This is a genomic window from Sphingomonas sp. HDW15A, from assembly GCF_011301715.1.
GTDB lineage: Bacteria > Pseudomonadota > Alphaproteobacteria > Sphingomonadales > Sphingomonadaceae > Sphingomicrobium.
Window position 1 is genome coordinate 1,078,401 of the sequence record NZ_CP049870.1, and the last position, 24,906, is coordinate 1,103,306.

Here is a 24,906-nt window from a genome sequence, read left to right on the forward strand (position 1 = left end):
GAGAATGCGCGTTCTGGCCATGGCATCGCAGAAGGGGGGTCGGGCAAAACGACCTTGTCCGGACACTTGGCGGTGCAAGCGCAATTGGCGGGCGCAGGACCCGTCTGCCTCATCGACATCGATCCGCAAGGCTCGCTTGCCGACTGGTGGAACGAACGTCAGGCCGACATGCCCGCATTTGCGCAGACCACTGTCGCCCGTCTCGCGAGCGATCTCGAGGTGCTTCGCCAGCAAGGTTTCCGCCTCGCGGTGATCGATACCCCGCCGGCAATCACCATGGCCATTCAGAGCGTCATCGCCGTCGCTGAGCTTATCGTCATTCCGACTCGCCCGAGCCCGCACGATCTTCGCGCCGTCGGCGCCACGGTCGATCTCTGCGACCGCGCCGGAAAGCCGCTGATCTTCGTTGTTAATGCAGCGACCCCGAAAGCCAAGATCACCTACGAAGCCGCCGTCGCGCTGTCTCAACATGGCACGGTCGCCCCGGTCACCATCCACCACCGCACGGACTTCGCAGCTTCGATGATCGATGGCCGTACCGTGATGGAAGTCGATCCTAATGGCCGCTCCGCCAAGGAAGTGGTCGAACTGTGGGATTACGTCTCCGACCGCCTCGAGAAGAATTTCCGCCGCACCGTTTTTGCCGCGCCGAACCAGGCGCCCGGCATCAGCGCGGCGAGCCCGCGTCCCGTCGGTGGCTTCGGCCGCCGCGTGATGGGCCAGTAAGGAGTAGCGGACAATGGGCGAGCCCAAGGCATTCGCGTCACTCTCCTCCGGACTTTTGGCCCGCAAGGGTGCAGCCCGGCCGGCGATGCGCCCGCAAGGTTTCGGTCAGAGCGGTTCCGGTCTCGAGGATCTCGGTTGGAACGACATGGGTTTTGAACCGCCCAAGCCGGCCGACGGCAGCGCCGATGAAACGCATGATGCGTTCGGTGCCGAAATACAGCCGCATCCGGTCCGCAATCCGCTCGCGGGCCTGACTCCAGTCGGGTCCCCGGTCCATGACCAACAAGCGGAAATCGCTGACCGGCTGGTCGACTGCACCGACGAGGGTGAGGAAGTCGATGAGACTGCGGAGATGTTCGAGGCCGATGAGGAGCCGCTCGCAGCCGCCCTGGCCGGAACCGATCAAGCCGGAACCGATCAAACGGTCGTCGAGCTTCCGGCTGCATTCGAGCCGACCGAGACGGCTTCCTTTGCGCCGGCGCCCGTCGCCGTAGTCAAAGCGCCGGGGCCGCGGAGAGTTTCGCGGCCGCGGTCGGCACCGGGAAGCAAGGGCAAGGCGGCATTCACGCTTCGCTTGGACAAGCAGCGCCATCTCAAGCTTCGCCTCGCCTGTGCGGTCAGCGGCCGCTCGGCGCAGCAACTCGTGACGGACGCACTGGACCAGTTGCTGCAATCGATGCCCGAGCTCGACTCGATGGCCGAGAAGGCACCCCTCGCAAAGAGGGCATGACGAACAGAAGGGGACTGACAATGGCCAGCGCAATGAGGATCGGGACTGCAATGACCGCAGTTGGGATGATCGGAATGATTACCGCCTGCGCAAGCCCGGGAACAATGGCCAGCCGATCCAACTCCGCAAGCAGCACCGCAAGCGCCGACAATGTTGGTCTCGCCAGCCGCGCTCTTGCCGCACTGGAAAGCGGCAATCATGCCGAAGCCATTTCGCTTGCCGAGCGCGCTGTCGAGTACAAGCCGGAAGACGCCATGTTCCGCGCGATCCTCGGCAATTCCTATTTCGCCGCCGGTCGTTTTGCCTCGGCCGAAACCGCTTTCCAGGACTCGCTTGCGCTTTCGACTAACCAGCCGCAGGTCGTCCTCAAGCTTGCTCTCGTCACCATCGCTCTGGGCAAAAACAACAGCGCAATCAATTTGCTCCAATCTGCTCAGGAGATGCTGGATCCGGCGGATTATGGTCTCGCTCTGGCCCTTGCCGGACGCCCGGAAGATGCAGCTGCCGTTCTCGATTCGGTCGCGCGCCAGGCCGGCGCGGACGCCCGCGTTCGCCAGAACCTTGCGCTCGCGCATGCGCTTGCCGGCGACTGGGCCATGGCTCGCACCGTTGCCGAGCAGGACCTTCCGCCGGACCAGGTCGAAAGCCGAGTCCGGGAATGGATGGCCTTCGCAAAGCCGGGCCGTCCTTCGGACCAGGTCGCCGCGCTAACCGGAATCACACCGGTAATGATCGACGAAGGCCAGCCGATTCGGCTTGCGCTCGTCGCCCAGCCCACGCGTCAAGCCGAGGCCGAGACCGCTGCGGAGAACGCTCCGGTAGTCGAGACTGCCAGCGTCGAAGCCCCGGTGGAAGCGACGGTTGTCGAGCAAGCAGTTCCGGCGGTCGCCGTTGCAACTGCAATGCCAACCTATGTCCCGGCTGCGCCTGTTGAAACCGCTGAGGTGACGCCCGAGCCGGCCGAAGCACCTGTCGAGCAAGCAGCCCCGGTCATGGTTTCGGCTCCAATCGTTCAGGAAGCGCCGCAGGAAGTGGCATTGCCGGCGGTTGCCATTGCTGCCGCAATGCCGGCCGCTGCTGCTCCGGTCATCGCGCCTGACGCTTCGGCACCGAGCATCGAAGCGGATCTTTCGAAACCGAAGAAAGCTGCACCGATGCGCCGCGCTTCCCTAGCCCTTGTGACCGCGGGAGGTCCGGTCGTCCAGCTTGGCGCTTTCTCCAACCGCGGCAATGTCGAGAGCGCCTGGGCCCGCTACTCCGCGAAATATCCAGCGCTGCGCAACTATCGACCGGCCACGGCCCGTTTCGAAAAGGGGGAGAGCACCGTCTATCGCCTCTCCGTTGCCGGCTTCGGATCGAGCCGCGAAGCGCAAACTTTCTGCTCCACGCTCAAGCGTTCGGGAGGAAACTGCTTCGTCCGCTCGTCGGGCGGCGACCAAGCGGTGCGGATCGCCCTGAAATAAGTCTCAGTCGCCGCGCCTTGGCGCGGTCAACAGGTCGAGGCACGCCATCCGTACTGCGACGCCCATCTCGACCTGTGTCAGGATCAGCGACGAGCGCGGGTCATCGGCCAGGCTCTCGTCGATCTCAACTCCGCGGTTGATCGGGCCAGGGTGCATGATCACCGCTCCGCCCTTCGTCCTGGAGAAACGCTCGCGCGTCAGACCGTAGCGGGCAAGGAATTCCCCGGGGCATCTCCCAAGTCGTCTTCTAGGCGCTCACGCTGGACCCGAAGCATCATCACCACGTCGGCACCCTCGACAGCCTCGTCGATGGTGAGCGGCCTGGAATCTTCGGGCATCAATTCCGGCGGTCCGGCCAAGCGAACATCCGCGCCGAACCGGGCCAGCAGCTTCGCGTTCGATCGCGCGACGCGACTGTGGCGAATATCGCCGCAAATCGCCACACGAAGTCCTGCGATCCGGCCAAAGTGACGCATCAGCGTCGCCGCATCGAGAAGCGCCTGGGTGGGGTGCTCGCCAGTGCCGTCGCCAGCGTTGACGACCGGGCAATCGACCAAATGGGCAACGTCCGCCGGCGCGCCGCTTCGGCCGTGGCGAATGACCATTGCGTCTGGTCGCATGGCGTTGAGCGTGCGCGCCGTATCCTCCAGCGTCTCGCCTTTTTTGATCGAGCTCATCTCGACCTGCATCGTCACCACCTGCGCGCCAAGGCGGTTCGCTGCGATCTCAAAGCTCAGCAGTGTTCGCGTAGAGTTTTCGAAAAAGGCATTGAGGATCGTCAGCCCGTCCAACCGGTGGTCATTGCGCCGCGCCGAACGGTTATAGTCGAACCAGCGCTGGCCTTCCGACAGGATCGTGGCAATGGTCTGGTCGTCAAGGCTGTCGATCGAGAGAAGATGCATCGCTACCTGACTAAGCATGCGGAAGGAGGTTGGCCAGCGCGTCGATCGCACCCTGGAGGATATGAGCGGCGGCGTGCGCATCGACCTTCTCAGCGCGCTTTGCGCGGCTCATGTCCTGGTCCAGCATCGCACGCTCGACCGCGACCGTCGACCAGCGCTCATCCCACAGCAAAATGGGAAGCTCAAGCGGCGCAAGGTTGCGCGCGAAGGCTCGTACGGACTGGGTCCGCGGGCTGTCGCTTCCGTCCATGTTGAGCGGCAAGCCGACGACAATGCCCGCAAGCTCGTGCTGACTGACCAGCGTGCGAAGCCGCTCAAGATCCACAGAGAACTTGCCGCGCTTCAGCGTTTCGAGTGGAGTTGCGAAGCTCCAGCGCGCGTCGCAAGTGGCGAGACCGATCGTCTTCGTTCCGACGTCAAGCCCAACCAGCCGCCCGCCAATTGCTCCGACCGCTTCGAGGAATTCACTCGCCGTGGCACAAATCATTTGCGTGCCCAATTCTGCAGGCGCCGATCTGCGTCGGCGCGGACGTTCGCCCAGAAGAGGGCATAGTCGTATACATGGTAATTATTGCCGGGCAGTACGAACGGCCCGAGATCGGGGATATCGCCGGAAATTTTTAGAAAGCCGTGGTCGCACCGCGCGCCGACCGCGCCACGGGTCAACTTCGCTTCCTCCATCGCCCGATTGGGGACCAGCGTACCAATGTTTGCGCTTGGGGGTGCCTCGCTCGCCAAGACGCCCGTAATCGGATTGACGCACAACATGTCCTCGCGGGCCCGCGTCGCGCCAGTGAGTCCGCGGGTTCCGACCCAGGCCTCCGTTACGAGCTTGGTATTGGCCGGTTCCGAAAAGCTTTGCCAACTGAGAAGGCAGCCGCTCTCCTGCGGCGATTTGCAGGCCGAAACGCCCATTACCGGAAGGTCAGCGCGAGCACCCACCGGCCATCCCGCGACATAGGCAGCGACCAGCCGCCCGCTCAAGGCCTGCTTGCGGTCCGCGAGGAGGCGCGTGAGGTGCAGCGAGCCTTGGCTGTGACCAGCTAGAATGATTGGTGTTCCTGCCGGCACTTCCGCAAGAAATCGGTCGAAGGCATTGCGAACGTCGCCGTAGGCCAGGTCTAGCGCTTTGTGGGCGTTGTCGCTGTCGAGCAGGAAGGCGCCGTAAGCCGCCTGGCGATAATGCGGGGCCCAGATCGACGATATTCTGTTGAAAGCGCTGGCCTGGCTTTTCAGGAACAGCCGAAGATTTGATCCTGCCTGCCCCGATGGCTTCAGCGGCGCGTTCCACCGGTCGGCGAGGAGGTAGGTCGTTGGGTGGATGTAGAAAGTCGCCGCCGCAATGGGCTCTGCGGCAGTGCCGCCAACTCCGTCAGGACTCCATCTCGCCTCAGGCAGCTCGCTTCCTGGCCGGCTGATCCAGCTTCCTGGGTCCGCGTAGTCCGGGTCGGTCGATGGCGCCGGCCGCTGGTAATTGCCCTGCGGCGTCGCCGAGCGGACTAGCATCGCGCTTCCAAACTGGAAAAATGCAAAGGCGCCGGCAACGGCGATGATGATCAGGATCAGGACGCATCCGAGAAAACGGCGGGCAAGCATGGCCGCGCCCTAGCGAGGGGGCCCTGAAGGGGCAAGGACGGCTCACCGCGCGAGATTTCAGCGAATGCTCAGCCTTTGCTCATGCTTCTCGGTCGTAATTCGTGCCACATTCTCGTGAGCAGTGAGGAGTTTGGCGATGGAGACGGTGCAGGAAGTTGAAAGAGGCTGGCCGATACGGCCGTGGCTCTTGGCCGCTGTTGGAGCTGCGGCCGGATTGGTCTTCTGGTTTCTTGTCGACATGCCTGGCGGCGCGGATCCGACGTCGATCCGTCAGGCCTCCGCGGCCTTCGTGCTGGTGACGACGGTTTCCTTCCTGATCACTGCGGAGCGCTTCCGACTTTCGTGGGCGGCCGCCTTCGCGCTGGTCTGGGGCGCGATCATCGGAATGATCGGTTTCTACACCGCCACCTATAATTTTCGCGGCGAGATCGTCGAATTTCCGTTCCTGTCGGCCTTGCTCGCGGTCGGGATTGCCGGGCCTTTGTTCCAGGTGCTCCGCGACTGCGGCCGCCCGGCGCTGCCTTATGCTCCGCTCCATCGTTACGTCTGGGACGACGCGATCATCGGCGCGGCAAGCCTGGCCTTCACCGGCCTGACGTTCCTGCTCGCCTTTCTCCTCGCGCAGTTGTTCGATGCGATTGGTGTTGCGGTCCTGAAGGACTTGCTTGACGAGGGATGGTTCGACTGGATGCTTGCGGGTGCTGCATTCGGCACCGCCAGCGCCATTTTGCGCGAGCGCGCGCCGCTGCTGGCCACGCTTCAGCGGCTTGTGACCGTCATCGTCTCGGTCCTCGCGCCCGTGTTCGCCTCAGCCCTCGTGCTATTCCTGATCGCGCTTCCGGCGACCGGCCTTGCCGGCCTGTGGAAGTCGGGCGTCCCGGAAACTCCGCTTCTGCTTGCCGTCGCCGCGTTCGCTTTCATTTTCCTAAACGCGATCATCGGCGGTTCTCCGGACGACCGGAGCAAGGGGAGGCTGTGGCGCCTGACGGAGATCGGCCTGCTTGGCTCGGTTCTCCCGCTCGGGGTGCTCGCGTTCATTTCAATGAGCATGCGCGTAGACCAATATGGCTGGACTCCCGAGCGTTTATGGGGAGTCATCGCCTGCGGAGTGGCGATTGCCTTCGGAATCGCAAACTGGCTCGCCTTCGCGATGGACCAGTCGCGCTTCGACGTTCGTCTTCGCGATTATCAGAAGAAGCTGGCGGTCGGCGTTTGCGGGCTCGCCTTGCTGCTCGCCATGCCGATCCTCGATTTCGGCAAGATCAGCAGTCGCTCGCAACTCGCCCGGCTCGAAAGCGGCAAAGTCTCGCCGGCCGAATTCGACTGGGCGGCTATGGCCTTCGACTTCGGGCCGAGCGGCCGGCGGGCACTATCAGAAATCGCAAGAAACGGTTCGGCTGAGACGCGCTCGCTCGCAAGCCGAGTCCTTGAAAGCAATCAGCGCTTTATCGTCCAGGAAGACCTCCGCAGCGCAAGCGCGGAAGCCGGGCTTGACCGGCAAGTGCGTCTCGCTAGCCCGGACATTCGCCTCGATCCTCCCCTTCGCCGCTATATTGCTCGAAGCGGCCAATGCGCTTCGCCGGCGCGCTGTCTGCTCGTTCGAATCGACGAACGCAGGCTCGCGCTTGTCAGTGTGCACGGGGACGGACGCGCGGTTGCTTCGAGCTCGATGATCGACCTCGACCAAGTGACTGCCGGCAAGGAACCGGGACAGCCCGCGTCGGCCATTGCAACCCCACCTGTTGCCGCAGTCTCGGATCTGAAGTCCGCGACGGTGGAGGTTCGCGACGTTCAACGGCGTCAGATCTTCCTCGACGGCAAGCCGGTAGGCGCGCCGTTCGAGTAAGGTCGCTTGAAGGGGCGGGGCGGCCCTGCTAGCCGCCCCTCCATGCCAGTTAGCGAAAAAGAAGTGCGCCACGTCGCCAAGCTCGCCCGCCTCGCGCTGAGCGAGGAAGAGATCGCGAAGATGGTGCCAGAACTGAACAATATCCTCGGCTGGGTCGAACAGTTGGGTGAAGTGAGTACCGACGGTGTAGAGCCACTGACCGCAGTCATCGAGAACCGCCTTCGCCTCCGCGACGACGTTGTGAACGACGGCGACGTTCGCGACGACATCCTGAAGAACGCGCCCGATGCGCAGCATGGCTTTTTTGCCGTGCCAAAGGTGATCGAATAGTGACCGATCTGACGGGCAAGACGATCGCCCAGCTTCGCGACGGCTTTCGCGCCGGCGAGTTCAGCGCTCGCGAAATCGCCGAGAGCTTCAACGCCGCCGTCGTCGCCGGCCGCGCCCTCAACGCCTGGACGGTCGAAACGCCCGAGCTGGCGCTTGCGGCTGCCGACGAAGCGGACAAGGCCCGCGCCTCAAACGAACTCAAACCGCTCTCGGGAATCCCCCTCGGGATCAAGGACCTGTTCTGCACCGAAGGCGTGGACAGTACGACGGCATCGAACATCCTGAAGGGCTTCAAGCCGACCTACGAAAGCACGGTAAGTGGGAATCTCAAGCGCGCCGGCGCCGGGATGCTCGGCAAGCTTAACATGGACGAGTTCGCGATGGGCTCGTCGAACGAGACCAGCGCTTACGGCCCGGTTATCTCGCCGTGGCGTCGCAACGACGGCGGCAATGCCGCGCTGACCCCCGGCGGAAGCTCCGGCGGCTCCGCTGCAGCGGTCTCCGCGGGTATGGCACCGGGCGCGACCGGCACTGACACCGGCGGCTCAATCCGGCAGCCGGCAGCATTCGTGGGTATAAGTGGCATCAAGCCGACCTACGGCCGCTGCAGCCGTTGGGGCATCGTCGCGTTCGCCTCATCGCTCGACCAGGCTGGGCCGATGGCAAAGGATGTTCGCGACTGCGCCATCCTGCTCGAGAATATGTGTGGCTTCGACCCGAAGGACGCGACCAGTCTCGACGTACCGGTACCCAATTGGGAAGCGAGTTTGTCGAGTGATCTCAGGGGCAAGCGCGTCGGTATTCCCAAGGAATATCGCATCGATGGCGTTCCCGACGAGATCAATGCGCTGTGGAGCAAAGGCATTGCCTGGCTGAAAGATGCCGGCGCCGAAATCGTCGAGATTTCGCTTCCACACACGAAATATGCGCTTCCGACTTATTACATCATCGCCCCGGCAGAGGCCTCGTCGAATCTCGCTCGCTACGACGGCGTTCGTTACGGCCTGCGGGAAATGGGCGTGAAGAGCCTCGACGACATGTATGCCGCCACCCGCGATCATGGTTTCGGAGCGGAAGTAAAGCGCCGAATCATGATCGGCACCTACGTCCTGTCGGCGGGTTTCTACGATGCCTACTTCACACAGGCTCAGAAGGTCCGCACCTTGATCAAGCGCGATTTCGCCGAAGCCTTCACGAAATGCGACCTGATTCTTACACCGACCGCGCCGAGCGCGGCCTTCGGGCTGGGCGAGAAGACGAGTGACCCGCTGGCGATGTATCTCAACGACGTTTTCGCTGTTCCCGCCAGCCTCGCTGGCCTTCCGGCGATGAGCGTTCCAGGGGATCTGGACGGCCAGGGGCTTCCGCTCGGCCTGCATCTCATCGGCAAGGAGCTCGACGAGCAGACGGTGCTCGACGCCGGCCTTGCGATCGAGGAACGCGCCGAATTCACCCATCGTGCGGAGAAGTGGTGGTGAGCGACTATCGGATCAAAGGCGCCACCGGCGATTGGGAAGTCGTCATCGGCCTTGAAGTGCATGCGCAGGTCGTCTCCAACGCCAAGCTGTTCAGCGGCGCAGCGACTGCCTTCGGGGCCGAGCCCAACACGCAGGTGTCGCTGGTCGACGCGGCGATGCCGGGAATGCTCCCGGTGCCGAACCGAGAATGCATCCGCCAGGCGGTCCGCACCGGCATGGCAATCGACGCGCAGATCAACAAATGGTCGCGCTTCGACCGCAAGAACTATTTCTACGCTGACCTTCCGCAGGGCTACCAGATTTCGCAGCTCTATCATCCGCTGGTGGGCGAGGGGTCAATCACCGTCCTCACCGACGAGAAGGATGAGTCGAGCGCAAAGACTATCGGTATTGAGCGGATCCACGTCGAGCAGGACGCCGGCAAGCTGATGCACGACCAGCATCCGACCATGAGCTACGTCGACCTTAATCGCTCAGGCGTCGCGCTGATGGAAATCGTGTCGAAGCCGGACATGCGCTCGCCCGCCGAGGCCGGTGCTTACTTGCGCAAGCTGCGGGCGATCCTCCGCTATGTCGGAAGCTGCGACGGCAACATGGAAGAAGGCTCGATGCGTGCCGACGTCAATGTTAGCGTTCGCAAGCCGGGTGAGGAGTTCGGAACCCGCACCGAGACCAAGAACGTCAACTCCGTCCGCTTCGTTATGGCGGTCATCGAGCATGAGGCCCGCCGACAGGTCGACCTGATCGAGGAGGGCGGCGAGGTCGCTCAGGAAACCCGCCTCTACGATCCCGACAAGAACGTGACGCGCACACTTCGCTCCAAGGAGGACGCGCACGATTACCGCTACTTCCCGGATCCGGATTTGCTTCCGCTCGAACTGGACCATGCATTCCTCGAGGAATGCCGGGCGTCGCTACCCGAACTGCCCGATGCCAAGCGCAAGCGCTACGAGGCGGCGGGGGTTTCGCCCTACAACGCCAGTGTTTTGACCGCGGAGGTCGAGACCGCGCGCTGGTTCGACGCCCTGCTGGAAGCGGGAGCGGACGCAAAGCAGGGCGCGAACTGGGTCGTCGCCGAACTATTCGGCGCGCTCAACAAGCGCGGCGAAACTCTGGCAACGACCGGTATCTCGCCTGACGAAGGCGCGGAGCTGCTTAAGCTGGTGGCGGACGGCACGATTAGTGGCACCATCGCCAAGCAGGTGTTCGAAATCATGCTCGAAACCGGCGAGCCGCCGTCGAAGATCGTCGAGGAGCGTGGTCTCAAGCAGACTAGCGACACCGGTGCCATCGACGCCGAGATCGACAGAATACTCGCTGCCAACGCCGACAAGGTCGCCGAATATAAGGCTGGCAAGCAGCAGCTTTTCGGGTTCTTCGTTGGTCAGACGATGAAGGCGATGGCTGGAAAGGCGAATCCGGGCGTCGTCAACGAACGACTTCGCTCCAAGCTCGACGGCTGAACAATCACAAGTCGCTTGCAAGTCGCTCTAAATTAAGCATTATCTCTCGCGCGGATGGCCGCGGGAGGGCGAGTATGCGTCGATTGCTAGTCACGGCGGGAATGGCGATGGCCCTGACGGCCTGCGTCCAGACCCGTCAATATGCCGATGTCGAGTTCACGCCACCGCAGGGCGATTACCGATTGTTGGTGATGCGTCCTGACGTGACTGTTGGCTCGGTGACGACCGGCGGGATGGTCGAACCGCGCGCCGACTGGACCGAGACCGCCCGCGCCAACATCATATCTGCGCTGAAAGCCCAACAAGAGAATCGAGGTGGAAACGCGTTCATTCTCGAGTCGCGCGACGGCCTCGCATCAAAGGGCGTGACTGGCGAGCAAATCGCCGAGTTGGAGCGCCTCCATTATGCCGTCGGCTCGTCCATCGCCCTCCATCGCTATGCCGGGGCGAACTTGCCCACCAAGCGCGGCAAGGGTCTCGACTGGACACTCGGCGAGGATGCAGTCGCGCTCGGCCGCAAGTCGGGATTCGACTACGCTTTGTTCCTCCATGCCGAGGACAGCTTCGCCTCGACCGGGCGAGTCGCATTGCAGGTGCTTGGCGTCGCCGGCTGCGTCGTCGGCTTCTGTGCCCCGACGATCGGTGGCGGCGGTCAATTCGCATACGCCAGCCTGGTCGACCTCAGGACAGGTCAGGTCGTGTGGTTCAACGTCCTTCAGACGGGGACCCAGATCGCCGGGATCAATATGGGTGATATTCGGAAACCGGAAGGCGCCGCGACCATGGTCGAGCGGCTTCTCGACCGGATGAAGCCCGGCAAGAACATTCGCCGGGCGCAGCAGGGGAGAGCCCAGTGAGCGCGCTTCTCACGCGCCGCAGCCTTCTTGCTGGGTTTGGAGCGGCAGCCGCCGGCCTAGCGACCGGCATCGCCCAGGCCCGCATCCTTCCCCGCGATATGGTCCCGCTTGTTGGACCCGGCCACCGTCCGGTCGACAAGGACGAGCAGGGCATGTGGCAGCAGATGGAGCGCGTCGAGGCCGAGATTGCCGACTCCAACCTGCTTATCAAGGACCCAGGCCTCAACGCCTATCTCAAGGAGTTGATCGGCAAGGTCGGCGGTCCGGCCACGAAAGACATGCGCATTTATCTGGCGCGCATTCCCGAGTTCAACGCGATGATGTTCCCGACGGGCTTTGCGGTCGTCTTTTCCGGCCTGTTGCTGCGGATGCGCAACGAGGCGCAGCTGGCCGGGGTCATCGCTCATGAAAGCGCCCATTTCCTGAGGCGGCACCAGATCCGTCAGTGGCGCGACATGCGCAAGAAAACGGACTTGCTGGCGATCGGGACGATGCTCGCCGGTGTGGCGGGCGGCGCAGCCGGCGTTTACGTCGGTGACTATGCCCGCCTGGCCCAGCTTGGCGCGATACTATCCGTTCTCCGCTACAATCGCACGCTCGAGGCGGAAGCCGATGCGATGAGTGTGAAGCTCCTCGCCGACGCCGGTTATTCGCCGCACGCCATGTCCCAGACCTGGCAGCAGCTGATCGGAGAGCTCGATGCCTCCGCGGCCTACCGCCGCAAGAATCGCGATCGCGGATACTCGCTTTTCGCGACCCATCCCTCGCCCGAAGCGCGAATGGCCGACCTTCGCGTTTCGGCCGACGAGGTGACGGTGCCGGGCCGTATTTATGACGATCATCGCGCCCGCTATCTCCAGGCAATCGGGCAGATCCGACCGACGATGATCGACGATCAGATCAAGCTCAACGATCCGGGCGCCAGTCAGTACATCGTCGAGACCTTGGCGCAGGACGGCTGGAACGGCCTACTGCGCTATGCCGAGGCCGAGATCTGGCGTCTCCGCAATCGCGCCGGAGACGATGCCCGCGCCGCGGCGGGCTATGCCGCATCGGTTCGCTATCCGGATGCGCCACCCGATGCCTGGCGCTGGCACGGCATCATGCTTCAGAAGGCTGGAAACCGGGCCGAGGCGAAGGGGGCATTCCAGCGTTATCTGTTGATCGCTCCGAACGCGCCCGACGCGCCGTTCATCCGCCAGCAGCTGCAGTTCTTATGAGGTCTCGAACCATGCGCAGCAACACGATCCTGACCCTCGCCGCCGCGGTCGCTCTGCCGCTCTCCGCTTGCTCCACGCTCGGTGACGACACCTACGGCTACGGCGGCTACTCGCTGGTTCGCGCTCAGCCGCGCAACGTTGGCGACGGCTCGATGACCGTCACACCTCCGCGCGAATGGAATCGCATCAGCAACATCTGGGTGATCGACGATATCCGGGCGGTAGAGGATTGGACGCTTAATGGCGCCTATCTCGATTCCCTGAGTTTCGTGACCGGGCTTAAGGGCGGCCGCTACATCATTCGGCAAAACAAGCGTGACGCTCAGCAGGTGCCGAAATTCCGGTCGGACATGACTGCGCCGGAAATCGCATCGATGCTCGAAAGCTTTTACCGGGTCCGGGCCGGCACGATCGACTTCAAGACCACCGGGCTTATTCCCCGCACTTTCATGGGCTACCCGGGCTTTCAGTTCGATTACGACCATCTCGACAGCGATGAGGTCTGGCGCCGCGGCCGCGCGGTCGGAGCGGTCGTCGGCGGGAAGCTCTATCTAATCCTCCTGGACGGCGCGCGCTCTCACTATTTCAATGCCGCGCTTCCCGATTTCGAGGCGGTCGCGAACTCGGCCGTGATCCGCCGCTAGGCGACCGGTGAGATCGGAGTCGTAGGCGGCTGTGTCCCCGGTGACGGCGGGGACGGGACGTCGATGTCTGGACCGGTGGGAGGGGTCTCCGGCGGTGCCGGGCTGGGCTGTCCGGGGCTCGCCGGGACAGGCGACGGATCCGGTTCCGGCTGTTCAGGCGTTCCGGCGGTGATGGCGGGGGAAGTCATGGCGTTTCTCCTTGAGTTGCTAACGCCTTGGCGAGCAGTCCGTTGCCAGTGACTTGTGTGTGCGCGCAGCCTTGCTATAGGCCCCGCACCTTAAAAGGCGTCCGCGCGGGCGTGGCGGAATTGGTAGACGCGCTTGGTTTAGGTCCAAGTATCGCAAGATGTGGGGGTTCGAGTCCCTTCGCCCGCACCATTTTCGCCATGGAGTTCGGCGGGTAACCGGCAGGGACGAAAATCGCGCAGGCCCAGAAGTGGCCGCGCCGGCACGAGAATTTTTAGGCAGGAAGCTAGAGACGTGACAACGAAGACTGTCGAGACCGAGAACCAGGGCCTGAAGCGGGCCTTCATGCTGACCATCCCGGCGAAGGACATCGACGCCCGGCTGGACCAGGAAGTGAAGAAGCTTGCTCCGCAAATCAAGATGGCCGGCTTCCGTCCCGGCAAGGTTCCGCCGAACCTTATTCGCAAGATGCACGGCGATCGTCTTCACGCCGAAGCGCTCCAGACCGCGGTCGCGCAGTCGGTTCAGAAGCTCCTTAGCGACAACAAGATCCGCCCGGCGATGCAGCCGGAAGTCGAGCTTGCCGACGGCTATGCCCAGGGCAAGGACGCCGAAGTCCGCGTCAAGCTCGAAACGCTTCCTGACGTTCCCAAGCCGAAGATCGATGGCCTCACGATTGAGCGCCTGACCGTCGAGGCAGATGAAACGGTCGTCGCCAGCCAGGTCGAGCAGCTCGCCAAGTCGCAGACTCGCTTTGCCGAAGCGAAGAAGGGCCACAAGGCCGGCAATGGCGACCAGGTCGTCATTGACTTCGTTGGCAAGGCCGATGGCGTCGCGTTCGAAGGCGGCACCGGCACCGACATGCCGGTCGTTCTCGGCTCAGGGCAACTCATTCCTGGCTTCGAAGATCAGCTCGTCGGGGTGAAGGCCGGCGACGAGAAGCAGATCGAAGTGACCTTCCCGGCGGATTATCCCGCCGAGAATCTGAAGGGTAAGCCAGCCACTTTCGAGATCACCGTGAAAGAGGTGAAGGTCGCCGGTGAAACCAAGATCGACGATGAGTTCGCCAAGTCGCTCGGCCTCAATGACCTCGAGCAGCTGAAAGGGCTTATCCGCGACCAGGTCCAGCAGGAGCTCAATGGCCTTACACGCACCCATATGAAGCGCCAGCTGCTCGACAAGCTTGCTGCCGACCATGACTTCGAAGTGCCGCCGTCGATGGTCGATGCCGAATTCAACAACATCATGGCCCAGCTTCGCCACGAAGCGAGCCACGAAGAGGATCCTGAAGCATCGCTGAAGGAAATCGAGAGCGAGGCCGGAGATTATCGCAAGATCGCCGAGCGCCGCGTCCGCCTTGGCTTGCTCCTAAGCGAGATCGGCGCTGCTAACGGCGTCGAGGTCAGCCAGGCAGAAATGAACCGTCTCATCGGCCAGGCAGCTTCGCAGTATCAGCCGAAGGATCGCGATCGGTTCATCCAGTATGTCCAGAATGAGCCGATGGCCGCCGCGCAGCTCCGCGCACCGCTTTATGAGGACAAGGTTGTCGATTTCCTGTTCTCGAAGGCGGAAGTGACCGAGCGCTCCGCGACCCGTGAGGAGCTGGAAGCCGACCTCGAGAGCGAGGAAGGCCACGTCCATGGTCCCGGCTGCGGACATGACCATGCCGCGCCTGCCAAGGCGAAGAAGGCTGCGAAACCTGCGAAGGCCGAAAAGCCTTCTGCGAAGACGGCCACGGCAGGCAAGGGTGCGGACGCCAAGGCCGAAGTTCCGAAGCCTTCCAAGCCGGTAAAGGATGGCGCTGGCGCCAAGCCGGCAGCCAAGAAGGCTGACCCCAAGGCGGAACCGGCAAAGAAGCCGGCCGCGAAAAAGCCTGCTGCGAAGAAAAAGTAACGCCAAGGCAAGAGGCGGCGGCTAGGGAAGGGCAATGAACCAATCGTCCATCCCGACGGTCGCCGTCCTGCTGCCCTGTTATAATGAGGAGGCGGCGATCGCCCAGGTGATCGCCGGCTTCCGGTCAGCGCTGCCCGGCGCGATCGTCTACGTTTACGACAACAACAGCCGCGACCGGACAGTCGAGATGGCCGAAAAGGCCGGGGCTGTCGTCCGCACCGAGCGGATGCAGGGCAAGGGACATGTCGTGCGCCGGATGTTCGCCGATATTGACGCCGACGTCTATCTCATGGCCGACGGCGATCTCACCTATGATCCAAAGGCCGCGCCGGAGATGGTTCGCCTGCTCGTCAGCGAGCAACTCGACATGGTCGTCGGCACCCGCCAGCACGAAGCGAAGGAGGCTTACCGCGGCGGCCATGTGCTCGGGAATCGCCTGTTCACCGGCTTACTCGCGCGCCTTTTCGGTCGCAGCTTTTCTGATATCTTCTCTGGTTACCGTGTCTTTTCAAGACGGTTTGTGAAGAGCTTTCCTGTCCTATCTGAGGGATTCGAGATCGAGACCGAGATGAGCGTCCACGCGCTCGAGCTTCGGATGCCGGTGGGTGAAGTGGAAACGGCCTACGGTGCGCGCCCGGAAGGCTCGGAATCCAAGCTGTCCACCTATCGCGACGGCTGGCGGATCCTGAAAACCATCGGCACATTGTATCGTGTCGAGCGGCCGGTGCTGTTCTACGGCACCATTGGCGCGATGCTTCTGCTTGCCGCCATCATCCTCTCGATCCCGCTCGTCTTGACTTACCTCGATACCGGCCTCGTCCCGCGCTTCCCCACCGCCATCCTCGTCACCGGAATGACCATCGTCGCGGTTCTCTGCTTCTTCGCTGGCCTGATCCTCGACACGGTCACGCGCGGGCGGAGGGAAATGCGACGACTTGCCTACCTCGCGCAGCCCGGACCCGCTTGAACATCGTCGCGATCCGCCCGATGTAGGCCCTGCCAATCAAAGGACCCGATTTTCCCATGGATCATGCAGATATCGCCGCCCAACTCGTCCCGATCGTCATCGAGCAGTCCAACCGCGGCGAACGCAGCTTCGACATCTATTCGCGCCTGCTTCGCGACCGGATCATTTTTGTCACCGGTCCAATCGAGGACCATATGGCCTCGCTCATCACCGCCCAGCTGCTGTTCCTTGAGTCGGAAAATCCGAAGAAGGACATCTTCATGTACATCAATTCGCCGGGCGGCGTGGTGACAAGCGGCCTCGCGATCCACGATACCATGCAATACATCCGCCCCAAGGTCGGAACGGTGTGCATCGGCCAGGCCGCTTCAATGGGCAGCTTCCTGTTAGCGGCCGGCGAACCGGGAATGCGGGTCGCACTCACCAACAGCCGCATCATGGTCCACCAGCCGTCGGGCGGGGCGCAGGGCATGGCGTCCGACATCGAGATTCAGGCCCGCGAAATCCTGCGCATGCGTACGCGCCTCAACGCGCTCTATGCGAAATACACCGGGCAGCCGATCGAGGAGATCGAGAAGGCGATGGACCGCGACAAGTTCCTGGAGGCCGACGAGGCCAAGGCGTTCGGCCTCATTGACGAAGTGTTCGACACGCGTCCCGATGCTGGCAACGACGAAGGCACCGGTGCGGGAGACGTCACGCCCTCCTGACGGCTGTAACACTTCCGTCGTTTTTCTTGTCAGCTCGGTCCGGCGACACTAGGCCCCATCGCAAACTGCGGCGGGGTCTAGCCGTCGGGTCGAAGAGGGTCGTTCAACATTCGCCAGATCGCCGCCTTGCCGTATCGAAGCGTGGGTAAGGACCTGGACGCACCAGTCCGGGTCATGCTGGTCACAAGCCGCGAGTCGAAGCGATGGGTGATCCCGAAAGGGAATCTCCCAGGCGGGCTTGCGCCTCACGACGGTGCTGCCAAGGAAGCGTTTGAGGAGGCTGGAGTCACCGGGGCGGTCTGTCCGGTGCCGCTGGGCAGCTTTCGGTATCGCAAGCGCAGGGGGAGCGGCGCTTCGTTAATGGCCGACGTCGAGGTCTTTCCGCTTGCGGTAAACAGCGAGCTCGATGAATGGCCGGAGAAGGGCCAGCGCAAGCGTCGCTGGTTCAGTCTCACCGACGCCGCGGCTGCTGTCGAAGAGCCCGATCTTGCCGATCTCATCCGCTCGTTCGGCGCAAGCGAATTCAACAAGGCGGCAAATCGGACGAGCATGTTCACCGTTGTCGCCGAAAAATCCAAGGTGGGTCCGATGTTTGCGTGGTTTCAACGCCTTCTTCCGAAGAAGGGCAATTTCTTCGAACTGTTCGAGGCTCATGCCACTGCGGTGGTCGCGGCGGCGGACGCGACTGGCCGTCTTTTCCAGGGCCAGTCGAAAAGGGAAGAGCATGTCCGCGAGATTCGCGAGCGCGAGCATGATGCGGATGCGATTATCGCCGAGACATTGAGAACGGTCCGCGAAACCTTTCTGACTCCCTTCGATCGCGGCGCGATCACGTCGCTCATCGGCTCGATGGACAACGCAATCGATGAAATGCAGTCCACCGCATCGGCAATCGACGTCTACGATTTCAAGGATTTCGAGCCCGAGATGCGCGACATGGTGGCCATCGTCGTCGACAGCGCGCGCCTGGTCGCCGAGGCGATGCCCTTGATGCGCGACGTCGGCAGGAACGGCAAACGCCTGCATGAGCTAACGGAACGGCTTGTCCGGATGGAAGGGCGTGGCGACGAGATCCACACCGCCGGGCTCAAGCGCTGCTTCGCCGAATTCCGCGAGAAAAGCTCGATCGAGTTCGCGGTCCGCCGCGAAATCTTCAAACATCTCGAGCGGATCATCGACGCATTCGAGGACGTGGCAAACCAGATTGACTCGATCGTCATTGACCATAGCTGAGCCGCGGGATCGTTCGCACCATGCATGAGATCGCCCTCCCGCTGCTCGTCGGGCTCGTCATCCTGGCGCTGATGTTCGACTTTTTGAACGGCCTTCACGACGCGGCCAACTCCATCGCAACTGTGGTAGCGACCAAGCTCCTCGGCCCGGTCCAAGCTGTTGGATTCGCAGCTTTCTTCAACTTTGCTGCCTACTTCCTCACGCTAGCGTGGCCGGAGCTTCACAAGGTCGCCGATACGATCGGCAAGGGGCTGATCGACAAAGACCTCGTATCGCCCGCTGTGGTCTTCGCAGCGCTGGGCGGGGCGATGTTCTGGAACGTCGTCACTTGGCTCAAGGGCATCCCATCCTCGTCCAGCCATGCCCTGGTCGGCGGTATCGTCGGCGCCGGGGTCGCGGCAGCGGGGTTCGGCACGATCCAGTGGAATGGCGTCACCAAGACCTTGTTGTTCATTCCGCTGGCGCCGATGATTGGGATGGCCGTCGCGATGCTCGTTATGCTGATTTCCAGCTGGCTTGCGTCCTGGGCCAGTGCGCGAGGCGCCGAAAGCGCATTCAAGACTTGCCATCTCGTCAGCGCGGCCGGTTATTCCCTTGGCCACGGCCTCAATGATGCCCAGAAGACGATGGGGATCATCACCGTCCTTCTTTATTCGACCGGCTATCTCAGCGGCGAGTTCCATGTACCTCATTGGGTCGCGATCAGCTGCTACATCGCCATGGGCCTGGGCACCATGATGGGCGGCTGGAAGATCATCGAGACGATGGGCAGCCGGATCACCAAGCTTTCGCAGCATCAGGGTTTCGCCGCTTCCACGGGCGGATCGATCATGCTTTTCGGCGCCAGTCTGGCCGGGATTCCTGTCTCGACGACGCACACCATCACCGGCGCAGTAATCGGCGCCGGGGTCGCCCGGCGCGCCTCTGCCGTCCGGTGGGGAGTCGCGCAAAGCGTGGTCATGGCATGGGTGATAACTATTCCCTGCTCGGCCGCGGTAGCCGCCGGTTTCTACGCGCTGACTCGCCTTTTCGTCTGATCACACGCCTTGCCGGACGGGGCTACAAGCTCCATATCGGGACAGGAATGGCCCAATCGCGGGGTGGGGCGTTAACCCATCACTTAGCTTGATTGTGCGACAAGAGCGGCTAGCATGCGGCGGAATACGGCCGTGCGCGGCCGGAATTGCAAGGGACTTTATGACCAAGCTTCAAGGCGGCGGCGACAGCAAGAGTACGCTCTACTGCAGTTTCTGCGGCAAATCGCAGCACGAGGTGCGCAAGCTCATCGCCGGGCCGACTGTGTTCATCTGCGACGAATGCGTCGAGCTGTGCAATGACATCATTCGCGAGGAAACCAAGTCGGCGCTGGTCAAGACCCGCGATGGTGTACCGACGCCTTCGGAGATCAACCAGGTTCTCGACGATTACGTGATCGGCCAGTCGCGCGCCAAGCGCGTTCTGTCGGTCGCAGTGCACAACCACTACAAGCGGCTTGCCCACGGTTCCAAGACGGGGACCGAGGTCGAGCTTGCCAAGTCGAACATCCTTCTGATCGGCCCGACCGGTTGCGGCAAGACATTGCTCGCCCAAACGCTGGCGCGAATACTCGACGTACCGTTCACCATGGCCGACGCCACGACGCTGACGGAAGCCGGCTATGTCGGCGAGGATGTCGAGAACATCATTCTCAAGCTGCTCCAGGCCAGCGACTATAATGTCGAGCGGGCGCAGCGCGGCATCGTCTACATCGACGAGATCGACAAGATCAGTCGCAAGTCGGACAATCCGTCGATCACTCGCGACGTATCGGGCGAGGGTGTCCAGCAGGCGCTCCTGAAGCTGATGGAAGGCACGACGGCCTCCGTTCCCCCACAAGGCGGGCGCAAGCATCCGCAGCAGGAGTTCCTTCAGGTCGACACGACCAACATTCTTTTCATCTGCGGCGGCGCCTTCGCCGGCCTAGAGCGGATTATCTCCGATCGCATGCAGGGCAAGTCGATCGGTTTCGGCGCACATGTCGAAGCTCCGGACGAACGCCGTACCGGCCAGGTTCTGAAGTTCACCGAGCCCGAAGATTTGATGAAGTTCGGACTCATTCCAGAATTCATCGGCCGTATGCCGGTCATCGCCACGCTCGAGGATCTCGACGAGGCGGCCTTGGTCGAAATTCTGGTCGAGCCGAAGAATGCGCTCATCAAGCAGTATCAGAAGCTGTTCGAGATGGAAGATGTTCGTCTCGAATTCACCGACGACGCGCTCATCGCCATCGCCAAGAAGGCGATCGAGCGAAAGACGGGCGCTCGCGGTCTTCGCTCGATCCTCGAAGGGATTCTGCTCGACACGATGTTCGACCTTCCGTCGATGGACGGGGTCAATGAAGTCCATGTCGACAAGGACGTCGTTGCCGGCACCAAGGAGCCGGTGCGGGTCTATGCCAAGAAGGACAAGGCAGCGTCCGGCACCACGGGCGACGCTGCCTAGTTGAAGCCCGCGCTTCCCGCGTTCCTGTTCGAGCCGCGCCAGCCTGCGCGAACGATCCTGCTTGCCTGGCCGCTGGTGACTCTGCCGGCGCTCGGGCTCGCGGCATTCTTCTCCCGGCTCATTCCGGGCGCCCCAAGCCCGGTGTTCGACGGCGATCCCGTGCTTGTGTTCTTCCTCATCGAGGTATTCGCTCCGATCGTCGAAAGCCTCATCATGGCCGCTATGCTCGAGTTGCTACTGCTCGTCGTGCCGTGGCAATGGGCAGTGGCATTGAGCGCAGCCGGCTGGGGCATGGCGCACTCGCTCCAGGCCCCGACCTGGGGCCTCGTCATCTGGTGGCCATTCCTCATCTTCTCGATCCTCTACGTTACCTGGCGTAAGCGTTCGAAAGTCGGCGCGGTCGGGATCGCTGCTGCCGTCCACGCCCTCAACAACCTCATTCCTGCCCTGCTTCTGTTGCGCTTGGCATAGGCGCCGCCCATATGGGCGGCATGACTCGCCTGCTTCCTATCCTGCCGCTTCGCGACATCGTCGTTTTCCCACATCGTATCGTTCCTTTGTTCGTAGGCCGTGACAAATCGGTCGCCGCGCTCGAAGCCGCGATGGCCGCCGACAAGCAGCTGTTCCTCGTCGCCCAGCTCGATCCGAGCGAGGATGATCCCGATCGCGACGCGATGTACGATCTAGGCGTAACCGCGACGGCGATGCAGCTCTTGAAGTTGCCGGACGGAACCGTGCGCGTGCTGGTCGAAGGCGCCAAGCGTGCCAAACTGATCGCTCTCTACGATCGCGGCGAATATCTCGAGGCCGAGGTGGAGGAGGTCGAAGAGGACGAAGCTGACGGCGCGGAGGCCATGGCGCTGATGCGCTCTGTCGTCGACCAGTTTGAGAATTACGCCAAGCTCAACAAGCGCCTGCCCGCTGAAACCGGTGTCCAGCTTGCCGAGATTGAAGATCCTTCGATCTTGGCAGATGCGGTTGCTTCCAGCCTTTCGATCAAGGTCAGCGACAAGCAGGCCCTGCTTACCCAGCTCAATGTCGCCCGGCGCCTTGAGATGGTGTTCGCGTTCATGGAGGGCGAGCTCGGCGTTCTCCAGGTCGAGAAGAAGATCCGCAGCCGCGTGAAGCGGCAAATGGAGAAGACTCAGCGCGAATATTACCTCAACGAGCAGTTGAAGGCGATCCAACGTGAGCTCGGCAATGACGACGGGGAAGGGGGCGACGAGCTCCACGAACTTGCCGCCAAGATCCGTAAAACGCGTCTCAGCAAGGAAGCCAAGGCGCGCGCCAATGCCGAGCTCAAGAAGCTCAAGGCAATGGCGCCGATGTCGGCAGAAGCGACGGTTGCCCGCAACTATCTCGACGTCCTGCTAGCTTTGCCGTGGGGCAAGAAGAGCCGTCTTAAGCGCGACATTGCCGAGGCCCAAGCCGTACTCGACGAGGACCATTACGGGCTCGAGAAGGTCAAGGACCGGATCATCGAATATCTTGCGGTCCAGGCGCGAACCAACCGCCTGAAGGGCCCGATCCTTTGCCTCGTCGGGCCGCCCGGCGTCGGCAAGACTTCGCTTGGACGCTCGATCGCCCGAGCTACCGGTCGTGAGTTCGTGCGCCAGTCGCTAGGCGGCGTCCGCGACGAGGCCGAAATCCGCGGACACCGGCGGACGTACATCGGCTCGCTTCCAGGCAAGATCATCTCCAACCTCAAAAAGGCGGGGACGAGCAATCCGCTGTTCCTTCTCGACGAAATCGACAAGCTCGGCCAGGATTTTCGCGGCGATCCGGCATCCGCCTTGCTTGAGGTTCTCGATCCCGAACAGAACAGCAAGTTTCAGGATCACTATCTCGAGATCGACTATGATCTCAGCGACATCATGTTCGTGACGACGGCCAACTCGCTCGACATGGCGCAACCGCTGCTCGACCGAATGGAGATTATCCGCCTCGAAGGCTATACGGAGGACGAGAAGGTCGAGATTGCCCGCCGGCACCTCATTCCCAAGCAACTTGAAGCGCATGGCGTGACCGCTGGGGAGCTGGAGATCACCGATTCCGGCCTTCGCGCGATCATTCGGCTCTATACCCGCGAAGCTGGCGTCCGCACTCTGGAGCGCGAGCTTGCCAAGGTCGCACGCAAGGCGCTTCGGCGGATTCTGGAAGGCCACTGCGAGTCGGTCACCATCGATGAGAACAATCTCGCCGATTACCTCGGCGTCCGCCGTTACCGCTTCGGCGTTGGCGAGGAAGAAGACCAGATCGGCGCTGTCACCGGCCTGGCCTGGACCGAGGTCGGCGGCGAATTGTTGACGATCGAGGCTGTGACCGTCCCCGGCAAGGGCCAGATCAAGACGACCGGCAAGCTCGGCGAGGTCATGCAAGAATCGGTTCAGGCGGCGATGAGCTTTATCAAAGCTCGCGCCCCCGCCTTTGGCGTCAAACCGTCGCTCTTCGCGCGCAAGGACATTCACGTTCACTTGCCCGAAGGCGCCGTTCCCAAGGACGGGCCGTCAGCGGGCGTTGGGATGGTTACAGCGATGATCTCGACTCTGACCGGAATTCCGGTGCGCCGCGACGTGGCGATGACCGGCGAAGTTACGCTCCGCGGCCGAGTCCTACCGATCGGCGGCCTCAAGGAGAAGCTGCTGGCTGCGCTTCGCGGGGGAATCACGACCGTGCTCATTCCGCAGGATAATGAGAAGGACCTGGTCGAACTTCCGAAGAGCGTCACGGACGGCCTAAAGATTGTTCCGGTGTCGCATGTCGACGAAGTGCTTGAACTGGCGTTGACCGAGCCGGTCCAAGCGATCGAGTGGACCGATGCGGACGAACATGCCGCCGAACCGCCCCCCGGACACGGCAGTTCGTCGGAAAGTCCGGCCGTTCGCCACTAGCTTTTTGACTTGGCGGGCGAACCTTGTCTTAAGGGCGGCTCGCCGTCACCCATCCAGTCACCGCGTAAGAGCGAGGGGAGTAGAGCATGAACAAGCAGGATCTCATCGGCCAGGTCGCCGATCGCGCGGGCCTTTCCCGTGCCGATGCGTCGAAAGCGGTGGAGACCATGCTCGAAGTGGTCACATCCGCGCTCAAACGCGGAGATGAGGTCCGGCTCGTCGGCTTCGGCAATTTCTCGGTGACCCGCCGCAAGGCGTCTGTAGGGCGCAATCCGCGAACCGGTGCGCCAATGCAAATCAAGGCAAGCTCGCAGCCCAAGTTTCGCCCGGGCCGAATTCTAAAAGAAGCGGTCCAAGCCAAATAAGCCGTCTGGACAGTTTTCGTGCGCGCCACTATCGGCGCTTGACGCATGGCCGGGGCGCGTAGCTCAGCGGTAGAGCACACCCTTCACACGGGTGGGGTCACAGGTTCAATCCCTGTCGCGCCCACCATGCAACTAATGGGAATGTCTGGGGGACATTGCCCAAAGGCCGCATGTTAGCGCAGGCAATCCGAACCTAATCTAAATAGTTCGGCTGGAAGCTCGCCACGCGCAGAATCTCGTTCCAGTCCTTGAAAAAGATGTCGCGACCCTGGCGCTTGATTAGCCCCTGCCGCTCGAGATCCGCGAACACGCGGTTGACGTTGACCGACGTCTGCCCCGTGATGTCGGCGATCTGCTGCTGGGTGAAGGGATTGGGTAGCGGCTCGCTGTCCGGATTAATGCCATAGCGTGTTGCCGTCTCGGCAAGCAGGTGAGCCACCCGCGCGGTGGAATCGCGGCGTCCGCAATTCACCAGCCATTCGTAACCGATCGACTCGTTGCGCTGGATGAGCCGCCAGAAATAGCGGGCGAGCTCGGGATGTTTTTCAATGATCGGATCGAAGTCGGCGGCTTTTCCGACCAGCACTTCGCTTTTGACAATGGCCTGAATTCCGTAGGCGGCACTCCCTTCGCGCGGCAATATGCCTTCGCCCGGGAAGCGGAGGGCGACGATCTGGCGTCGTCCGCTGGCGTCGCTCTTGTACTTGGACACGAGGCCGGAGGTGACGAACATCACTTCGTCGCGCGCCATCCCTGGCTCCCGGAAGGGCCTGCGCGGGTCAAGCTGAACGCGACGCTGCGGCATCTCGCCGAGCGCATCGGCGATTTCCGGGCTAAGGCCGGATTCGACCAGTTTGTCGCGTAGCGATATCGGCCCGTTTATCATGGCTTGCTGAAATCGACTCGCTTTCAAATATCCGCTCCA

Annotated in this window: 21 protein-coding genes, 2 tRNA genes and 2 pseudogenes; 21 read left to right on the forward strand and 4 right to left on the reverse strand. The window is 62.5% G+C overall.

The window, feature by feature from the left end:
* The first annotated feature begins 4 nt into the window (after window positions 1–4).
* From G7076_RS05550 to G7076_RS05560, 3 genes and pseudogenes are all read left to right on the forward strand, one after another.
* A pseudogene (locus G7076_RS05550) lies at window positions 5–726 on the forward strand (ParA family protein).
* A gap of 13 nt (window positions 727–739) precedes the next feature.
* On the forward strand, window positions 740–1,456 hold the full coding sequence (locus G7076_RS05555) for a hypothetical protein (protein WP_166201100.1): 717 nt from the start codon (window positions 740–742) through the stop codon (window positions 1,454–1,456).
* Window positions 1,457–1,476: 20 nt separating this feature from the next.
* A complete protein-coding gene (locus tag G7076_RS05560) occupies window positions 1,477–2,919 on the forward strand; it encodes an SPOR domain-containing protein (protein ID WP_166201102.1) in 1,443 nt (480 codons plus the stop codon).
* 3 nt (window positions 2,920–2,922) lie between these two features.
* Here G7076_RS05560 and G7076_RS05565 read toward each other — a convergent pair.
* From G7076_RS05565 to G7076_RS05575, 3 genes and pseudogenes are all read right to left on the reverse strand, one after another.
* Window positions 2,923–3,821 (reverse strand): annotated as a pseudogene (locus G7076_RS05565) (aspartate carbamoyltransferase catalytic subunit).
* Window positions 3,822–3,831: 10 nt separating this feature from the next.
* Window positions 3,832–4,308 carry a Holliday junction resolvase RuvX gene (gene ruvX / locus G7076_RS05570; RefSeq protein ID WP_166201104.1) on the reverse strand — a complete coding sequence of 159 codons (477 nt, stop codon included), beginning with the start codon at window positions 4,306–4,308 and terminating at the stop codon, window positions 3,832–3,834.
* Window positions 4,305–5,417 (reverse strand): DUF3089 domain-containing protein, encoded by a 1,113-nt coding sequence (locus G7076_RS05575; protein WP_166201106.1) that lies wholly within the window; start codon window positions 5,415–5,417, stop codon window positions 4,305–4,307. The genes ruvX and G7076_RS05575 overlap by 4 nt, the downstream gene beginning before the upstream one ends.
* Before the next feature lie 136 nt (window positions 5,418–5,553).
* On the opposite strand from G7076_RS05575, the gene G7076_RS05580 reads away from it, so the two are divergent.
* The 18 genes from G7076_RS05580 to G7076_RS05665 all read left to right on the forward strand — a co-directional run bounded on the left by G7076_RS05580 (window position 5,554) and on the right by G7076_RS05665 (window position 24,108).
* Window positions 5,554–7,263, forward strand: a complete 1,710-nt coding sequence (locus G7076_RS05580; RefSeq protein WP_166201108.1) for a DUF4153 domain-containing protein — start codon at window positions 5,554–5,556, stop codon at window positions 7,261–7,263.
* A 42-nt stretch (window positions 7,264–7,305) separates the two neighbouring features.
* Window positions 7,306–7,593, forward strand: coding sequence for an Asp-tRNA(Asn)/Glu-tRNA(Gln) amidotransferase subunit GatC (gene gatC / locus G7076_RS05585; protein ID WP_166201110.1), 288 nt, complete (start codon window positions 7,306–7,308; stop codon window positions 7,591–7,593).
* Window positions 7,593–9,071 carry an Asp-tRNA(Asn)/Glu-tRNA(Gln) amidotransferase subunit GatA gene (gene gatA / locus G7076_RS05590; RefSeq protein WP_166201112.1) on the forward strand — a complete coding sequence of 493 codons (1,479 nt, stop codon included), beginning with the start codon at window positions 7,593–7,595 and terminating at the stop codon, window positions 9,069–9,071. The genes gatC and gatA overlap by 1 nt, the downstream gene beginning before the upstream one ends.
* On the forward strand, window positions 9,062–10,534 hold the full coding sequence (gene gatB, locus G7076_RS05595) for an Asp-tRNA(Asn)/Glu-tRNA(Gln) amidotransferase subunit GatB (protein ID WP_206367582.1): 1,473 nt from the start codon (window positions 9,062–9,064) through the stop codon (window positions 10,532–10,534). The genes gatA and gatB overlap by 10 nt, the downstream gene beginning before the upstream one ends.
* Window positions 10,535–10,608: 74 nt before the next feature.
* Window positions 10,609–11,391: a hypothetical protein gene (locus G7076_RS05600; RefSeq protein ID WP_166201116.1), complete on the forward strand. Its 783-nt coding sequence runs from the start codon at window positions 10,609–10,611 to the stop codon at window positions 11,389–11,391.
* A complete protein-coding gene (locus G7076_RS05605; protein WP_166201118.1) occupies window positions 11,388–12,611 on the forward strand; it encodes a M48 family metallopeptidase in 1,224 nt (407 codons plus the stop codon). The genes G7076_RS05600 and G7076_RS05605 overlap by 4 nt, the downstream gene beginning before the upstream one ends.
* An 11-nt stretch (window positions 12,612–12,622) precedes the next feature.
* Window positions 12,623–13,255, forward strand: coding sequence for a hypothetical protein (locus tag G7076_RS05610; RefSeq protein ID WP_166201120.1), 633 nt, complete (start codon window positions 12,623–12,625; stop codon window positions 13,253–13,255).
* A 293-nt stretch (window positions 13,256–13,548) separates the two neighbouring features.
* Window positions 13,549–13,633 (forward strand) — tRNA-Leu (locus tag G7076_RS05615).
* Between the two features lie 153 nt (window positions 13,634–13,786).
* Entirely contained in the window at window positions 13,787–15,334 is a 1,548-nt protein-coding gene (gene tig / locus G7076_RS05620; RefSeq protein WP_166203411.1) for a trigger factor, read from the forward strand.
* A gap of 34 nt (window positions 15,335–15,368) precedes the next feature.
* Complete coding sequence (locus G7076_RS05625; protein ID WP_166201122.1) at window positions 15,369–16,301, forward strand: glycosyltransferase family 2 protein; 933 nt, start codon at window positions 15,369–15,371, stop codon at window positions 16,299–16,301.
* Between the two features lie 56 nt (window positions 16,302–16,357).
* On the forward strand, window positions 16,358–17,011 hold the full coding sequence (locus tag G7076_RS05630) for an ATP-dependent Clp protease proteolytic subunit (RefSeq protein WP_166201124.1): 654 nt from the start codon (window positions 16,358–16,360) through the stop codon (window positions 17,009–17,011).
* A gap of 108 nt (window positions 17,012–17,119) precedes the next feature.
* On the forward strand, window positions 17,120–18,244 hold the full coding sequence (locus G7076_RS05635) for a DUF47 family protein (protein ID WP_240913903.1): 1,125 nt from the start codon (window positions 17,120–17,122) through the stop codon (window positions 18,242–18,244).
* 20 nt (window positions 18,245–18,264) lie between these two features.
* Window positions 18,265–19,281, forward strand: a complete 1,017-nt coding sequence (locus G7076_RS05640) for an inorganic phosphate transporter (protein WP_166201125.1) — start codon at window positions 18,265–18,267, stop codon at window positions 19,279–19,281.
* A 160-nt stretch (window positions 19,282–19,441) separates the two neighbouring features.
* Window positions 19,442–20,725, forward strand: coding sequence for an ATP-dependent Clp protease ATP-binding subunit ClpX (gene clpX / locus G7076_RS05645; RefSeq protein ID WP_166201126.1), 1,284 nt, complete (start codon window positions 19,442–19,444; stop codon window positions 20,723–20,725).
* Entirely contained in the window at window positions 20,726–21,196 is a 471-nt protein-coding gene (locus tag G7076_RS05650; protein ID WP_166201128.1) for a CPBP family glutamic-type intramembrane protease, read from the forward strand. It abuts the gene before it with no gap.
* Window positions 21,197–21,216: 20 nt separating this feature from the next.
* On the forward strand, window positions 21,217–23,616 hold the full coding sequence (gene lon / locus G7076_RS05655) for an endopeptidase La (protein ID WP_166203415.1): 2,400 nt from the start codon (window positions 21,217–21,219) through the stop codon (window positions 23,614–23,616).
* Between the two features lie 86 nt (window positions 23,617–23,702).
* Window positions 23,703–23,981, forward strand: a complete 279-nt coding sequence (locus tag G7076_RS05660; protein WP_166201130.1) for an HU family DNA-binding protein — start codon at window positions 23,703–23,705, stop codon at window positions 23,979–23,981.
* 52 nt (window positions 23,982–24,033) lie between these two features.
* Window positions 24,034–24,108: transfer RNA gene (locus G7076_RS05665), tRNA-Val, on the forward strand.
* A gap of 66 nt (window positions 24,109–24,174) precedes the next feature.
* Here the strand turns inward: G7076_RS05665 and G7076_RS05670 are convergent.
* On the reverse strand, window positions 24,175–24,867 hold the full coding sequence (locus tag G7076_RS05670; protein ID WP_166201132.1) for a Crp/Fnr family transcriptional regulator: 693 nt from the start codon (window positions 24,865–24,867) through the stop codon (window positions 24,175–24,177).
* Between the last annotated feature and the right edge of the window lie 39 nt (window positions 24,868–24,906).

Excerpts from the sequence above, each read along its gene's own strand:
- G7076_RS05555 (WP_166201100.1), top strand. The coding sequence starts at position 740 with ATGGGCGAGCCCAAGGCATTCGCGTCACTCTCCTCCGGACTTTTGGCC.
- G7076_RS05560 (WP_166201102.1), top strand. The coding sequence starts at position 1,477 with ATGGCCAGCGCAATGAGGATCGGGACTGCAATGACCGCAGTTGGGATG.
- ruvX (WP_166201104.1), bottom strand. The coding sequence starts at position 4,308 with ATGATTTGTGCCACGGCGAGTGAATTCCTCGAAGCGGTCGGAGCAATT.
- G7076_RS05575 (WP_166201106.1), bottom strand. The coding sequence starts at position 5,417 with ATGCTTGCCCGCCGTTTTCTCGGATGCGTCCTGATCCTGATCATCATC.
- G7076_RS05580 (WP_166201108.1), top strand. The coding sequence starts at position 5,554 with ATGGAGACGGTGCAGGAAGTTGAAAGAGGCTGGCCGATACGGCCGTGG.
- gatC (WP_166201110.1), top strand. The coding sequence starts at position 7,306 with ATGCCAGTTAGCGAAAAAGAAGTGCGCCACGTCGCCAAGCTCGCCCGC.
- G7076_RS05600 (WP_166201116.1), top strand. The coding sequence starts at position 10,609 with ATGCGTCGATTGCTAGTCACGGCGGGAATGGCGATGGCCCTGACGGCC.
- G7076_RS05610 (WP_166201120.1), top strand. The coding sequence starts at position 12,623 with ATGCGCAGCAACACGATCCTGACCCTCGCCGCCGCGGTCGCTCTGCCG.
- tig (WP_166203411.1), top strand. The coding sequence starts at position 13,787 with ATGCTGACCATCCCGGCGAAGGACATCGACGCCCGGCTGGACCAGGAA.
- G7076_RS05625 (WP_166201122.1), top strand. The coding sequence starts at position 15,369 with ATGAACCAATCGTCCATCCCGACGGTCGCCGTCCTGCTGCCCTGTTAT.
- G7076_RS05630 (WP_166201124.1), top strand. The coding sequence starts at position 16,358 with ATGGATCATGCAGATATCGCCGCCCAACTCGTCCCGATCGTCATCGAG.
- G7076_RS05640 (WP_166201125.1), top strand. The coding sequence starts at position 18,265 with ATGCATGAGATCGCCCTCCCGCTGCTCGTCGGGCTCGTCATCCTGGCG.
- clpX (WP_166201126.1), top strand. The coding sequence starts at position 19,442 with ATGACCAAGCTTCAAGGCGGCGGCGACAGCAAGAGTACGCTCTACTGC.
- lon (WP_166203415.1), top strand. The coding sequence starts at position 21,217 with ATGACTCGCCTGCTTCCTATCCTGCCGCTTCGCGACATCGTCGTTTTC.
- G7076_RS05660 (WP_166201130.1), top strand. The coding sequence starts at position 23,703 with ATGAACAAGCAGGATCTCATCGGCCAGGTCGCCGATCGCGCGGGCCTT.
- G7076_RS05670 (WP_166201132.1), bottom strand. The coding sequence starts at position 24,867 with ATGATAAACGGGCCGATATCGCTACGCGACAAACTGGTCGAATCCGGC.